The following is a 13,025-nucleotide window of genomic DNA, read 5'->3' as shown; positions in this document are numbered from 1 at the left end:
TTTACAAGAGCTACTATAAACTAAGAAAATTAACACTAGCTTTGATAAAATATTGTGAAATAATACAAGTTTAGGATATTTTAATAGTTAACTATTAATTGAAAAAGTTATTATGATAAAACTCAACATAGATATTGACTGGATAATAGAAGTATTAAAAAACTATAATGAATTGGGTGAATTGATTATAGATATGGAAAGTAAAGTCATCCACCTATCTAGGGATAATGAAATTAATGATTTAGATTTTGAAGAATTAGAGTCTGGTAATCGGTATCTCCAAATACCAGATTTATGTGATGGTAGCAATGACATGGAACTTTTCATCGAAAATATTGAAGATCCTACACTACATTTACAGGTGGAAAATGCATTTCATGGAGGAGGAAGAGGACATTTTAAACGAGTCAAATATATTGTTGGTAATACTTGGACAGAATTTGAAAATGAACAAATAAAAAAGCGATTAACAGATTGGTTAGAATCAGTAGGTATTGAGATAATCAATGATGATGCCTTAGATAAAATAAGAATTCATAGCAGCATTTCAAATAACAGTCAAATTCAAGAAGAAATTCCAGAACCTAATAATACTGACACTTTAGATAATATTATTGATGATTTTGATCCAGAAAATATTCAGGATGCTAGAAAAAAAATCGCTACATCAATTACTCGTCGCCAAGGTCAGCCTAAATTTCGTCAGCAGTTGCTTGTAACTCATAACGGGAAATGTGCCATTTCTGGGAGTGATGTAGAACAAGCTTTAGAAGCAGCACATATTATTCCTTATCTTGGTTCAGAGACTAATCACCCTTGCAATGGTTTGCTTCTTCGGGCAGATTTACATACTCTATTTGATCTGAATTTGATTGCAATTGACCCAGAAGAAATGACGGTACTAATTGCTCCAAGTCTATGCGGTAAATATTGTGAGGAATTTATAGGTAAAAAAATTTATATTCCTGAGAATCCAATATATGCACCAAGTAAAAAGGCATTGAGAAAGCGGTATGAGCAATGTGAGTGGCTCAAACAAGTAGTTCCTCTACCATCTGAATGTGTAGCCGTAGCATGGCGATTTACAGGTGATTGTGAAGGAGAATATTGTACAGTTATATTTTGGTCTGTTCGGCTTGTTGGTTATGAGTCTCTTTATTGGTGGACTAATAAATTTGTCGGCAACCAATCTACAGACTTTGAAAAAGTGAAAAAACAATCGATTGAAATAGCCGAAACTAATAAACTTCCTTTACTGTGGGGTGTAGGTCACTTGGTTCGAGCTGGAGAAGGGGTTAGTGCATCTGCTAGTCATCAGCCTATGTCACCTAAAAATGGCTTTGATTCCCGTGTATGTAATTTTTATCCAGTAGATGAGCAAGGTAATCAACTTGAATTAAAGTCAGCCACAACATTAAAAGATGAACTGGGTTTAACTTCACAACAAATCAGGCAGTTGGGAGAGCCAGATGGGATCAGAAAAAATCCATATTACAAGAATGGACATCCAATGAAATTGTATTCGGTAGATAGAGTTAAAAACCTATTTTCCATTTAATGAGAGGTTTACTCTACATTACTAATCAATATCAATATCAATCCAACGCATTCCAGCGCTTACAGGGTCAAACCCTTGATGAAATTTAGTAAGTCTGTTGTAGCAAGCATCTTGAAATTTGGTATCGAAAATTATTGCTTCTTTAAGCCTTGCAAAACTTAAATCTGCTCCTGTTAGGTCTGCACCAGATAAGTTTGCCTGTAATAGTTCTGCACTATTAAAGGATGCTCCTTTCAAAGTTGCTCCTTGTAGGTTAGCTTTCTCCAAATGTGCTTCAGCTAAGTCTGCCCCTGTTAAATTTGCCTCACTTAAATCGACTTCAAATAGTAATGCTCCGACCATGTTTGCCCCTTTCAGTGACACTTTAGGAGCAATTAAATACATTTCAGCACTCACTGGATCGAAATCTTCAGGAAAACGAGTTTTTTCGTTATAAAAAGCGCTTTGAAAAACTGCATCTTGAAGTTCGGCGCTACTCAGGTCAGCTTCAAATAAACGTGCTGTTTTCAGGTTAGCTTTTCTCAGGTTAACTCCTTGCAGGTTTACCTTCTCTAGGTTTGTCATCTCTAAGTCAGCGCCTTGCATATCTGCTGCAAGCAAGTCTGCCATACTTAAGTTTCTAACACCTCCTAAATCTGCTTGTCTCAGATTTACCTCTTGTAGGTTTGCTCTACGTACTTCCGTCCCGATCAACTTTGCCCCTTGCAAGTTTGCTTTTCGCAGATTAGCCCCTTCTAAATTTGCTTCTGATAAGTTGGCTTTTTTCAGGTTTGCTCTCTCCAGATTAGCTCCTTTCAGGTCTATCTCTTCTAAGAATGATAATTGTAGGTTTGCTCCTCTCATATTCACCTCTGACAAATTTACGGCTATGAGATCCGCTTGTTTTAAGTTTATATTTTGAAAATCTCTTTTTCCTTCTGCATAGAGTCTCAGTAACTTATCTATATTCGTCTCTGGAGTAAACCCTTGTCCCATAGGTGTGTCTTCAAGTCTTTTGTAATGGTATTAAATATATTTAACCAGAAAGATTACCAAAATCTACGCTTGTATTTGTTTGTCTGAACTTTGGCTATGTGTTCAAATTTTAAAGACACAACGCCGCAGGCTTCATCAAAAGATAAGAATTGATGCTTTATTTAACTGGTAATTAAGATAAGTCATTTATAATTTAAAATAAGTTTATATTTAACTAAATACATTAACAACAACCATGCACCCTATATTAAAATTCGATATTTCTGAACTAAGTGTATCTGAACGTATACAGCTTGCCGAGGACTTATGGGACAGCATTCTTACCACACCCGATGAAGTTCCTCTCAACGATGAGCAAAAACAAGAATTAGATAGACGCTTGGAGATGCATCGCCAAAACCCAAACCAAGGTTCAAACTGGCAATCCGTCAAGCAAAGACTAGGTTTAACTGAATGAGCTATCAGTTAATAATTAGTCCAGAAGCAGAACTGGATATTCAAGATGCTTTTGAATGGTATGAGCAACGTGATTCTGGAGTAGGTTCGGAGTTTGTACGTGCCGTTGATAGCTGTTTAGCATTAATCGGACGTAACCCTTCAGCTTATCCCGTGGTGTATCGACAAGCGCGGCGATTATTAATACGTAGGTTTCCCTATGGTGTTATTTATATTGTAGAAGAAAATGTTATCACTGTAATTGCTTGTTACCACGTCAAACGTAATCCTAAACAATGGCAAAGCAGGAATATTTGAACGCTTTTATGATCTCGCCTACAATCACCTGAACCATCTATATATATCCTCTTAGTCTCTCGATTTTGACAACTCATTTAGGATTGCTATAGTTAGAAAAACCTTTAACTTAACAGAGTAAAAAAAATAAAATCGGCAAAAATGTTAATTGCTGAGTTGGGATGTGCAATAAGACACCAGGGGTCTTTCTTGAAAATTGCTGTAACTGTGGCTATGGCATTCACGGCATTTATACCATAACTCATAAAGAAATCTGCCGTACCCCCATCAACAATTGAGTACCGCTGAGAACCTAGAGAAGACTCTTCCTTGATAGTTACATCTAAACTGTAGTCTTTGTAAATACCAATGGCAAAGGCGCAGCTCTTCGTAGACATCGTTTAGTAAAATCCACCATGTTCTGCTTGTGCTATCTAGTTTGTACTTAAGTTAACTTTATTCAACCGAGAATTGTTAGTTGACAGTTGATTACTGTTAGTACAAGCAGCAATAACGCTGCTATTAATTCAGCTAGAAGCGTATTGAATAAAACTATGGCGAGTAAGGCGATGAATTGTTGTTGATGAGGATGATAACAGATTCGTAAGACAGTATGATGCTCTCCCCTATCTGCCGTTGTAGCTGAATCTAAATGTACATTCTAGAATCAACTTTTGATTCACTAGGGAATAGGGCTGAATTTCTAAAGCACGTTGAAAAGCTCGGATAGCTTGACTATACTCTCCTATTGCTGCATAGCATAAGCCCATACCATGAAGCGCCCCAAAATGTATTGGATTTATCTGTACAACCATCTGACAATCAGCCAGAGATTTTTGATAATCGCCAATACTGTAATAGAGAAAAGCTCGACGATTCCAAGCTTCGGCAAAATCTGGCTGGTCTTTAATTAATGCTGTCAGCGCTATTTCAGCTTCAGCAATTTCACCTGCATCCAGTAACTTTTGACTGCGGTCAATTATTTCCAGCCCATAGATTCCCTTTTGCTGAAACCAGATCCGCCAGATTTTTCTGGTTGCCTTGTCGCGCACTGTGGCATCCGGGTTTTTCAACTCTTCAAGTAAGGAATTGATAAATAAAGAATCCATGAATTTGAGATCAGTGAATATACCTTTGTATTAACTTTCTCACAAAATACATCGATTAAATCATTTTTAAAGTCATCTTTAAATTAATCTTGATTAATTGCTAATTATGAAATTTATATGTGATTTATTGTGTTCAACAATATGACTAATACCATACTAGATATTTAGAGTCATAAAAATAAAAACTGACTTAGGTAGCTAGCAGCTTTCTTTGGCGACATCAATATACTAGAACTGCAATATGCAGTTAGATAAAGGTTGTTTGCAGGTAGATGGCAAGATTATGAAACCAGGCGGTAATTTGGTTATTACCAAAGCCGCAGTTGAGCCAGTTTGGTATTTACCAGGAATTACTAAGCACTATGAAATTACACAATCACAGTTGCTTTGCCCGTAAAGAATGTGATGAGCTTCTAAAAAATGCCGAATATGTTGTGTTAGTTTTTCACAAATTATCTTAGTGGCTAATATACTCTTTAATAGAACCTAAATTTATCTGCTTACTAGCTGCACCGGAAGGTATAGAGAGTCTTGTGATATACATTACATTCCGATGTAATATTATATGCCTCTGTCATTGATGACCATTTGGATAAACATCGCTAATTAAGTACTGGGTTATGAGATACAGGCACGGTGGGCTACACCTAAGCTTATATAACACAAAATAAGCTGATTATCTCAATCGAATGACGCTCAAATCCAGTTATTAACCTAACACTGCACAAATCGTAAGTTAACAAATTTTACTTCATTAAATATGGCAATATTCTTAAATAAATACATACTAAATACATCACATTGATACAGTAACTTTATATAAAATGGTGATTATTTTTCTTAGTTATTCCATAATCATCTATAATGTTGGATAATTTAATTAATTTTTCGATTAAAACGAGAAATATTACATAGTAAGTACTAATGATACAACCGACTATCGCACAATTAGAAACAGAAATATCAAAGCAAATCATCAAATTATATAATGATAGATTAGGAAAATCTCCTAGCCAAATCATTTGTCATTTTTTTGATACTGAAATCGTAATTTCTATAGAAAACTCGGTTACTCAAGCTGAACAAACTTTACTGAAAGGAGGTTATGATACTTTAGCTGAACAAGTACGATTATATTTAGAAAAAATAATTAAACCAGATTTAAAAAACTTGATTGAAGAAATTATTGGTCAACCTGTCCTTTACTTGATGACAAATACAAATTTAATAACAGGTCGTACTGGGATTGTTGTAATTCTCAAAGAATTACCCGAACTTCGTAATCCCGAACCTATTCCCAAGATAAATATTAGGAATTTAGCTGACTGATGTGGCGACTGATTACCACTTCTAATTGATTAAAATCATAGGGTTTAGTAATGCAATCATCAAATGCTGTGAGCATTGTGAAGCGCTCGTTTTTTACTGTTGTTATAGGTGTGACTGCAATGATTGGAATGGTAGCAGTTTTTGAGTCATCTTTGAGATTGTCAATGACTCGGTTCGCACTCAAATTAGATAGCTTCATATCTAGCAGAATTAAATCTGGTTGATGAGTTTGTGCCAACATCACAGCCCTCACCCCTTGTTTGGTACAAATACATGAAAAATTTAATATTCCTAAATGAGAATTAAGTAGCTCTAAATCATGTAAACTCTGTTCTACAACCAAAATTAAAGGCTGCTCATTCATAAGCACTTAATCCTGTCCAATAAAAGCTATTCATCAAAACTCCACCCATCAGGAAAATCTGAAAGTCTTTGTTTATAGCAAGTGTTTAATTGAATGTACCAATAACCAACTAAAGCATAAAAATCAATAGCTTAATATATGGTTCATTCGGTTGTCCATCAGTGCTAATTAGGAAATAACATCGTAAAGCAGTTATAACATCAAGCAAATATTAGCATAATTGATGTATGTAATTGCAAGGATTGACCATAAGAGCTGATTCGTGAAGAGAATCTGAATAGTACTCAAATCCTTGCTAGGTCTGAGTTTCAGCGAATAAGTGCTGTATTAACTAAAATTACTGAAACCCTTATTAAACAAGTACTTTACTTGAGTTTACAAATTAGCTCTAAAGATCGGTATTTTAACCCTGTTTTGTCACTCTTGGAAAACAATAATCGAAGCAAGATTTTGAAACTTTGATTGAGTCAACCTTTGAGCCTCAAATTAATTAAGTATATTTAACCATCAAGTAACTGACGTGCATAAGCGATCGCCTCTGTTGGAGTTGAAAGTTTCCCTTCAGCTTGTGCTACGCCAATTTCAGTTAGCAGTTGACCGATAATTGGCGAAGCTGGAATATCTAATGTTGTAATCAACTCCTTCCCGCTTACTAAAGGAGTGGGATGAGCGATCGCATCATCAGGGTTAAGGTAGCGGTCGATCAAAGGTGCTAAGATTTGGTAGCCCATTGCTTTAGTTTCCACTGCTGTCTGTAGTGGCTTGTCGCCAGATATTGTCTCTACCAAATTATTAATTGCTACAGCTAGCACTGCCGTAGTAGGAAAGACAATATCTGCATCATGAAACAAAAAGTATTGTTCTCGCAACGACATATCAACTAGTTGAAATTGCGGTAACAGTTTCAAAGCAGTAGTTACACCTCGGATTTCGGCACGACTATAAGTTAGTTCCTGTAGCTGTATTTCTGCTAATTCTGGATCTGGGTTGACAAGACAAGCAAGTTTGGCAATACCTAGCCAAGTAGTTTTAATACTATCGCGGACATATTGTTGCAGTTGTACGCCTAGTTGTTGCCAATTTTCTGTGAGTAAGGCGGCGGCTGTGTCAACTGCTGCTAGTTTGAGCAAGCTTTCACGGGTGGCATTTTTGAAGAAAGGGGCAAGTAAACCATCTTCCCAAGCCATCGTAATCCAAGGAGTACCTTGAGAATTTGCCAGTAGATAGCCAATTTCTACCCTAACTCTTTCGGCTGCAACTTTGCTAAGATGTGATGCCAAAGAACGAATTGCGGCTTGGGTAGCTGGCTCAATAGTAAAACCTAGTTGGGCGGCTTGGCGATAACCCCGCATTAACCGCAAAGGGTCATCTTCTAGGTTCGCAGGTGATACCATTCGCAAAATGCCCTGTTGTAAGTCTAGATAACCTTGCAGAGGATCGATAATTTCTTGTGTATGGGGATTATAAGCGATCGCATTTACTGTAAAATCCCGTCTGTGCAAATCAACTTCTAAACTATTTCCTTCCTGTTGGGCAAAGTCAGCTGTAGCGTGGGGAAAAACCACACGCGCAATTTGTCGTTCGGCATCGAGTAACACAAAACCAGCTTTGTAATGATGAGCGATCGCTCTGGCTACCTTTACCGCCTTAGATGGTATAACAAAATCTAGATCCAGATATTCACGAGTTCTGCCCAGGATCGCATCTCGGACAGCACCACCTACCATGTAAGCGGGTTGTGGCAAGAATTCCAAGCTAAAAGGCCAATTTTCGGGAGCGAGGGTAGAAGGAATTGATTCGTGCATTGTAATAAAAATCAACCCAGCAACTCATGAATAACAGTTGGGCTTAAGTTAGATTAACAATAAAGGCCCCTGGAGTTGGTTCTATTATGTGTATTTGCGTGAACTGCCACTATGTAGACAGCTGTGTTACCTATCATGCCGTAGAAGGGCAGCACCAACAGCCTCACTTGACTGAAACACCAAATTTTGATCCGAATGAACCTTCTATCAATGTCAACATTCGGACTAAAGATGATGTGATTGAAATGGAATGGGATGTTGTTGGTTGTCTGAGCTTTAAACGGGAAACAGGTAAGTGGTCGAAATTGCGTCCTGGTGAATTAGTGCCGACTTGATAGAAAATGATTGGTGTATGTTACAGCTATTTTCAGCTAAATAGACCACGCGGTAGGGGCGCAAGACTTTGCGCCCCTACAACATATATGGTTAAATACATGATTTTTGCTGTAATGAGATTTTGTCCATCAGCGATCGCGAATTCATGATACAGAAACGAGATGTCAGGAAAGCGATCGTAGAAGATAAAGAAGTCAGCCAAGAGAAAACAGCATGACCAACACACAGCGACTAGACCGTGTAGAAGATGAACTCGAAACTGTTAAGCAATTGCTAGTGTCTACTGCTAGCTACGCAGAATCAGCAAACAGGCGGCTTGATGAATTGACCATAAAACAAGACCGTACTCAATCTCACCTTGATGAATTGACCATAAAACAAGACCGTACTCAATCTCACCTTGATGAATTGACCATAAAACAAGACCGTACTCAATCTTACCTTGATGAATTGACCATAAAACAAGACCGTACTCAATCTCACCTTGATGAATTGACCATAAAACAAGACCGTACTCAATCTCACCTCGATCAACTAGAGGTACGTATTGACCGGGTAGGGGCAAAGGTTGACCAACTTTCCGATCGGGTTGATAGTTTTATCACTCACACGCAACGCCTATTTACAAAGGCAGGCAGTGAAATAGAGGAAACAAAGGCACGAACTGAGCGATTAGAAGCACTCATGCTAAAGCTTGACCGCAATTTTGAGGAACAAAAATCTCAGTTTCAGGAGTTTCAACTGACTACAGGTGCTGCCTTAGAGCGAATTGACCGAGTTTTGGACTATCTATTGAGACAGCAAGGCGGTAATCTAAATCCCCCATCCTAGCCGCGATCGCTATTAGAAAGTCAACAGCATTGGCTCTCACAAACCTTGTAACAAGACTGTTTGACTGATTATTACTCAGTAGTTTTTCAATTAAGAACCGCTATGTTATATGCTTAAATAAATCACGTTAACTCTATAAAAATAGATATTTTAACTAACTTTGACAACGGAACTAGAAAACCTTGCAATAAATAAATACGCTTTAGCACTACACACCACCACTCCCGAATTGGGTTTGGCAATTAGTAATTTTGCAGGTGAAACTCGCTCTCAAATTTGGAATCTGGGGCGCGAGCTATCTAGCTTAGTGCATCAATATTTAATTGAATTTATCAAACCGCAAACTTGGGCAGATTTGTCTTTTATCGCAGTTGCTAAAGGCCCTGGTGGCTTTACGGGAACTCGCATTGGCGTTGTTACTGCTCGGACTTTAGGGCAACAGTTAGATATTCCTGTATTTGCGATTTCAACTTTGGCTGCGGTAGCTTGGTCACAAGCAAGCAAAAGTCAAAATCCAAAAACTATTGCTGTGGAAATGCCAGCACAACGAGGTCAAATTTTTGCTGCTATTTATCAGTTTCAGCCAGATACTTCTAAACTAAACGTGTGTTTGTCAGATAGAGTGTTGACACCAGAAGCATGGCAGGAAACTTTAGCGAGCTGGAACACTAATTATCAGCTGATTCAAGCCCAATCTGGGTTAGCAGCAACGGTGACAAGTATTTTGGAATTAGCTAATCTCGATTGGCAAGAGGGCAAATTTCCTCATTGGTCAGAGGCTTTGCCATATTATGGGCAGCATCCTGTAGAACTTTAACTGATATGTATCGCAGTGCATAAATCCAAAATCAAAACAGCCACAGCCAAACAGGGAGAGTAACCAGTAATACTATAGCCCCAGCAGCTAAGGCAGTAACTGCCAGATCGCGATCGAGATTGAATGTCTCAGCAATTACCAGTGTGGCAAAAGCTGGAGGCATAGCCATTTGTAGCACGATTATCTTTGCGATCGCCCCAGTTAATCCAAATAGGGGTAAGATGCTACCCAATATCAAAGGAACTAGCAACATTTTGATTCCTAAGCTCATCCCTGCTTGTGGTAAGCTACGCCAAGATTTGAGCAACGCCAGACGCATTCCAATTAATACCAGGGATAAAGCTACACTACTCCAAGCAAATTTTTCTAACCAGAATTCTGCAACTGTGGGAATTGTCACCTGCCGAAACAGCAAGCCAAATCCGAAACCCCACAGAGCAGGATTAATTAAAATCGCCCTAGTAATCTGCCAATGATTCTGGACGCTACCACCAAAACTAGCTGCTAGCAACACACCCAGAGCATAAGTTCCTGGGAACGTACCTAGTAAATCGTAAAATAACGCCCAAGCAAAGTATTGCTTGCCTACCATTGCCAAGGTAATGGGAAAACCAAGATAACCAGTATTACCCAACATTGCGGCTAATATCAAGCTAGCCTGAGTTGATGGTTGGGAAACAGTCTTTCTAAAATAGGCTTGGCCTTTTATCCCTAACCAAGCAAAAAATGCTCCTAGTAAAATAGCTAGGTAAGCGATCGCAGGTGCAATCCAAATTTGCCCTGATAAGCTAGATTGACGCAAAAACGATACTATGCTTATGGGTACTCCCACCCAAAAAAGAAACAGTCCTAAACGTGTAGGAACTGTTACAGGTAGTTTGCGTCCCAGGATAAAACCTACCAGGACTAATCCTCCCAGCTTGACGTATAGTTCTAAAAGGTTTGTCAAGATTGCGCCTAAGAACCACAGATGTAAAATGCTACCTGTTACGTCTACTTTTGTCCAGTGCAAAATCTGTTATGGCTATTCCACAAAAACAGGAGTTTACCCTTGAATAAGGCAGGGTTTTCTGGAAAACCGCAAAACTCATCGAATGACTTTGGTGATGATATTCCAGTGGCTGTACGCGATACCCCTGTTGCAACACCAAAAATTTGGTTGCAACCCCGAATTATTTTGATTGGGGGAGTAACGGGATTTGTCTTGCTATCTTTAATTAGCGGTTTGTGGTTTTTTGTGACTGCACCCAAAAAAACCGCCGATTCTCAACCTTTACCAGCTACTTCTGCTCCTACGACGACCGCAGCATCTAATAATTCCAGCGATACTGTGTTAGGGCATTTTCCATACCCAGAAGCCCCTGAGTCAGAACTAGTAACCATCTCCGCAAATAGGGGCATTAGAATGCGAAAAACTGCTGCCCAAAAATTTGAGGAGATGGTAGCAGCAGCCCGGAGTTCAGGTGTAATTGTAGTGCCAATTTCTGGCTTTCGCTCAGTCAAAGACCAAGAGCAGTTGTTTTTTGCTGTCGGTGCCCAGCGAAATCAAACGCCAGCAGAACGAGCCGCCCTCAGCGCTCCTCCTGGTCATAGCGAACATCACACAGGTTATGCAGTGGATGTTGGAGACGGATCGGTACCAGCAACTAATCTTCAAACTAACTTTGACAATACCAAGGCTTATCGGTGGCTACAAGCAAATGCAGCGCGTTTTGGTTTTGAAATGTCATTTCCCAAAGATAATGCTCAAGGTGTAAGTTATGAGCCTTGGCACTGGCGTTTTGTAGGCGATCGCAATAGTTTAGAAATGTTTTACAAAGCCAGAAACTTGAAACCCGCTAAGATATCACAATAGGAGCGAAAATAATTCGTAATTCGTAATTCGTAATTCGTAATTATTACCTCTGTTTCTCATAATGGAGGCTGAAGTACTACTTCCTTAAGGGCTGGACAATAATATCCAGCGATTTCTTTAGCGATCGCATCTGGTCGGGAAATTTTATCTAGATTGCAAAGTAAAATTACGGTAATTTTGTCATCAATAAGGCGGGTAATGTTACTTGCAAATCCTAAAATTGACCCATTATGACCAACTACTCGGCGATCGCCATAATTAAATACCCACCAACCTAAACCTGCAACATATCTCAATTTTTCCCAATCATCACCCTGATTGGGAAAATGAGGAGTCCACATCAAATTCAGGGTTGATTGCTTTAGCAAAGTTTCACCACAAAGCGCTTGTTCCCACTTCACCATATCTTCCACACTGGAAAGTTGACCTCCAGCAGAATAGGTAACTGAGGGACTGTAATAAGGTTTGTTAACAAGCTTGCTGTTTACCAACCGATAACCAGCAGCCCGGTGCGGCACTATGTCACTGGGATTATTCATTACGGTTGCATTCATTCCCAAAAAAGCAAAAATACGCTCTTGTAACAAATCTCCATAAGATTGTCCAGTTACTTTTTCTAGGAGCAAACCTAGTAGATAGTAGCCTGTGTTGTCGTAGGCGCTAAACTCACCCGGTTGGAACTTGAGGGGTAAGTGAGTAACTAGAGCCAAAATTTCAGACTTAGATAAATCAAGATGAGTAATTTCCCAATAGTTTGGAGCATCGGTATAGCTAGGAATTCCAGACTGATGAGACAGAATATGCCCGATTGTGACATTTTGCCACGTTATGGGTAGACAATCGAGATATTCTGCGATCGCATCATCTAGCGAAATTACCTCTTGTTCCACCAGCATCATTACGGCTGTAGCGGTGAAAGTTTTACCGACAGACGCAATTTCATAAACTGTGTGTTCAGTAGCTGGAACAGAGTGTTCAGTATTCGCCAGTCCATAGCCCTTAACTAAAACAGGTTCACCTTCCTGCACCACTGCAACAGAAAGCCCCGGAATTTGATTTTGAGTCATTACAGCTCGAATATAGTCGTCAATCATAATTGACCTGATTTTTGTTTGGCGATGTGGAGATGAGGGGGCAGGGGAGCAGAGGGGCAGGGGGGCAGGGGAGCAGGGGAGCAGGGGAGCAGGGGAGACAAGGGGACAAGGGGACAAGGGGACAAGGGGGAATTATTGAACAAGTCTTTTCCTTTTTTCTTGTCTACCTTGTCTCTTCCCCATGCCCAATGCCCAATGCCCCATGCCCCATACCCTACGT

Annotated in this window: 17 protein-coding genes; 9 read left to right on the top strand and 8 right to left on the bottom strand. The window is 39.2% G+C overall.

Annotated elements, in window-relative coordinates:
• The first annotated feature begins 112 nt into the window (after positions 1-112).
• Positions 113-1,558 (top strand): UPF0158 family protein, encoded by a 1,446-nt coding sequence (locus tag RM049_RS08130; protein WP_322703820.1) that lies wholly within the window; start codon positions 113-115, stop codon positions 1,556-1,558.
• A gap of 21 nt (positions 1,559-1,579) precedes the next feature.
• Here the strand turns inward: RM049_RS08130 and RM049_RS08125 are convergent, their stop codons facing one another.
• Positions 1,580-2,533, bottom strand: a complete 954-nt coding sequence (locus RM049_RS08125; RefSeq protein WP_322703819.1) for a pentapeptide repeat-containing protein — start codon at positions 2,531-2,533, stop codon at positions 1,580-1,582.
• A 235-nt stretch (positions 2,534-2,768) separates the two neighbouring features.
• On the opposite strand from RM049_RS08125, the gene RM049_RS08120 reads away from it, so the two are divergent.
• The gene (locus RM049_RS08120; RefSeq protein ID WP_322703818.1) at positions 2,769-2,990 is read left to right on the top strand and encodes an addiction module protein; all 222 of its coding nucleotides are present in this window, start codon (positions 2,769-2,771) and stop codon (positions 2,988-2,990) included.
• On the top strand, positions 2,987-3,286 hold the full coding sequence (locus tag RM049_RS08115; RefSeq protein ID WP_109009499.1) for a type II toxin-antitoxin system RelE/ParE family toxin: 300 nt from the start codon (positions 2,987-2,989) through the stop codon (positions 3,284-3,286). Before RM049_RS08120 ends, RM049_RS08115 begins: the two co-directional genes overlap by 4 nt.
• A gap of 104 nt (positions 3,287-3,390) precedes the next feature.
• On the opposite strand, the gene RM049_RS08110 is transcribed toward RM049_RS08115, so the two are convergent.
• Positions 3,391-3,663 (bottom strand): hypothetical protein, encoded by a 273-nt coding sequence (locus RM049_RS08110; protein WP_322703817.1) that lies wholly within the window; start codon positions 3,661-3,663, stop codon positions 3,391-3,393.
• Between the two features lie 228 nt (positions 3,664-3,891).
• The gene (locus RM049_RS08105; RefSeq protein WP_322672628.1) at positions 3,892-4,374 is read right to left on the bottom strand and encodes a tetratricopeptide repeat protein; all 483 of its coding nucleotides are present in this window, start codon (positions 4,372-4,374) and stop codon (positions 3,892-3,894) included.
• Between the two features lie 241 nt (positions 4,375-4,615).
• Here RM049_RS08105 and RM049_RS08100 point away from each other — a divergent pair, with 241 nt between their 5' ends.
• Positions 4,616-4,771 (top strand): hypothetical protein, encoded by a 156-nt coding sequence (locus tag RM049_RS08100; RefSeq protein ID WP_416212623.1) that lies wholly within the window; start codon positions 4,616-4,618, stop codon positions 4,769-4,771.
• Between the two features lie 527 nt (positions 4,772-5,298).
• Positions 5,299-5,703: a DUF2294 domain-containing protein gene (locus RM049_RS08095; protein WP_322703816.1), complete on the top strand. Its 405-nt coding sequence runs from the start codon at positions 5,299-5,301 to the stop codon at positions 5,701-5,703.
• On the opposite strand, the gene RM049_RS08090 is transcribed toward RM049_RS08095, so the two are convergent.
• Complete coding sequence (locus RM049_RS08090; protein WP_322703815.1) at positions 5,684-6,067, bottom strand: response regulator; 384 nt, start codon at positions 6,065-6,067, stop codon at positions 5,684-5,686. The two genes, RM049_RS08095 and RM049_RS08090, sit on opposite strands and share 20 nt — an antisense overlap.
• 500 nt (positions 6,068-6,567) lie before the next feature.
• Positions 6,568-7,872 carry a CCA tRNA nucleotidyltransferase gene (locus RM049_RS08085; RefSeq protein WP_322703814.1) on the bottom strand — a complete coding sequence of 435 codons (1,305 nt, stop codon included), beginning with the start codon at positions 7,870-7,872 and terminating at the stop codon, positions 6,568-6,570.
• Positions 7,873-7,958: 86 nt separating this feature from the next.
• On the opposite strand from RM049_RS08085, the gene RM049_RS08080 reads away from it, so the two are divergent.
• Positions 7,959-8,207 (top strand): Ycf34 family protein, encoded by a 249-nt coding sequence (locus RM049_RS08080; RefSeq protein ID WP_118167283.1) that lies wholly within the window; start codon positions 7,959-7,961, stop codon positions 8,205-8,207.
• A gap of 32 nt (positions 8,208-8,239) precedes the next feature.
• On the opposite strand, the gene RM049_RS08075 is transcribed toward RM049_RS08080, so the two are convergent.
• Positions 8,240-8,410: a hypothetical protein gene (locus RM049_RS08075; RefSeq protein ID WP_322703813.1), complete on the bottom strand. Its 171-nt coding sequence runs from the start codon at positions 8,408-8,410 to the stop codon at positions 8,240-8,242.
• Positions 8,411-8,421: 11 nt separating this feature from the next.
• On the opposite strand from RM049_RS08075, the gene RM049_RS08070 reads away from it, so the two are divergent.
• Both RM049_RS08070 and tsaB read left to right on the top strand, forming a co-directional pair.
• On the top strand, positions 8,422-9,039 hold the full coding sequence (locus RM049_RS08070; RefSeq protein ID WP_322703812.1) for a 6-aminohexanoate hydrolase: 618 nt from the start codon (positions 8,422-8,424) through the stop codon (positions 9,037-9,039).
• A 160-nt stretch (positions 9,040-9,199) separates the two neighbouring features.
• Positions 9,200-9,856, top strand: a complete 657-nt coding sequence (gene tsaB / locus RM049_RS08065) for a tRNA (adenosine(37)-N6)-threonylcarbamoyltransferase complex dimerization subunit type 1 TsaB (RefSeq protein ID WP_322703811.1) — start codon at positions 9,200-9,202, stop codon at positions 9,854-9,856.
• 31 nt (positions 9,857-9,887) lie between these two features.
• On the opposite strand, the gene RM049_RS08060 is transcribed toward tsaB, so the two are convergent.
• Positions 9,888-10,805, bottom strand: coding sequence for an AEC family transporter (locus tag RM049_RS08060; protein ID WP_322703851.1), 918 nt, complete (start codon positions 10,803-10,805; stop codon positions 9,888-9,890).
• Positions 10,806-10,907: 102 nt separating this feature from the next.
• Between RM049_RS08060 and RM049_RS08055 the strand changes: the two genes are divergently transcribed.
• Positions 10,908-11,711, top strand: coding sequence for a M15 family metallopeptidase (locus RM049_RS08055; RefSeq protein WP_322703810.1), 804 nt, complete (start codon positions 10,908-10,910; stop codon positions 11,709-11,711).
• A 56-nt stretch (positions 11,712-11,767) separates the two neighbouring features.
• On the opposite strand, the gene RM049_RS08050 is transcribed toward RM049_RS08055, so the two are convergent.
• Positions 11,768-12,805, bottom strand: a complete 1,038-nt coding sequence (locus tag RM049_RS08050) for a serine hydrolase domain-containing protein (protein ID WP_322703809.1) — start codon at positions 12,803-12,805, stop codon at positions 11,768-11,770.
• Positions 12,806-13,025 lie beyond the last annotated feature (220 nt).

The sequence above is a fragment of the Nostoc sp. DedQUE04 genome, from assembly GCF_034530995.1.
Lineage (GTDB): Bacteria > Cyanobacteriota > Cyanobacteriia > Cyanobacteriales > Nostocaceae > Nostoc.
The sequence above is the reverse complement of the archived record's forward strand: the minus strand, read 5'-3'. Positions and strand labels throughout refer to the sequence as shown.

Bases quoted from the DNA above. Each gene is read 5' to 3' on its own strand.
- RM049_RS08080 (WP_118167283.1), top strand. From the start codon at position 7,959: ATGTGTATTTGCGTGAACTGCCACTATGTAGACAGCTGTGTTACCTAT.
- RM049_RS08070 (WP_322703812.1), top strand. From the start codon at position 8,422: ATGACCAACACACAGCGACTAGACCGTGTAGAAGATGAACTCGAAACT.
- RM049_RS08115 (WP_109009499.1), top strand. From the start codon at position 2,987: ATGAGCTATCAGTTAATAATTAGTCCAGAAGCAGAACTGGATATTCAA.
- RM049_RS08050 (WP_322703809.1), bottom strand. From the start codon at position 12,805: ATGATTGACGACTATATTCGAGCTGTAATGACTCAAAATCAAATTCCG.
- RM049_RS08085 (WP_322703814.1), bottom strand. From the start codon at position 7,872: ATGCACGAATCAATTCCTTCTACCCTCGCTCCCGAAAATTGGCCTTTT.
- RM049_RS08125 (WP_322703819.1), bottom strand. From the start codon at position 2,533: ATGGGACAAGGGTTTACTCCAGAGACGAATATAGATAAGTTACTGAGA.
- RM049_RS08120 (WP_322703818.1), top strand. From the start codon at position 2,769: ATGCACCCTATATTAAAATTCGATATTTCTGAACTAAGTGTATCTGAA.
- RM049_RS08110 (WP_322703817.1), bottom strand. From the start codon at position 3,663: ATGTCTACGAAGAGCTGCGCCTTTGCCATTGGTATTTACAAAGACTAC.
- RM049_RS08105 (WP_322672628.1), bottom strand. From the start codon at position 4,374: ATGGATTCTTTATTTATCAATTCCTTACTTGAAGAGTTGAAAAACCCG.
- RM049_RS08100 (WP_416212623.1), top strand. From the start codon at position 4,616: ATGCAGTTAGATAAAGGTTGTTTGCAGGTAGATGGCAAGATTATGAAA.
- RM049_RS08130 (WP_322703820.1), top strand. From the start codon at position 113: ATGATAAAACTCAACATAGATATTGACTGGATAATAGAAGTATTAAAA.
- RM049_RS08090 (WP_322703815.1), bottom strand. From the start codon at position 6,067: ATGAATGAGCAGCCTTTAATTTTGGTTGTAGAACAGAGTTTACATGAT.
- RM049_RS08095 (WP_322703816.1), top strand. From the start codon at position 5,299: ATGATACAACCGACTATCGCACAATTAGAAACAGAAATATCAAAGCAA.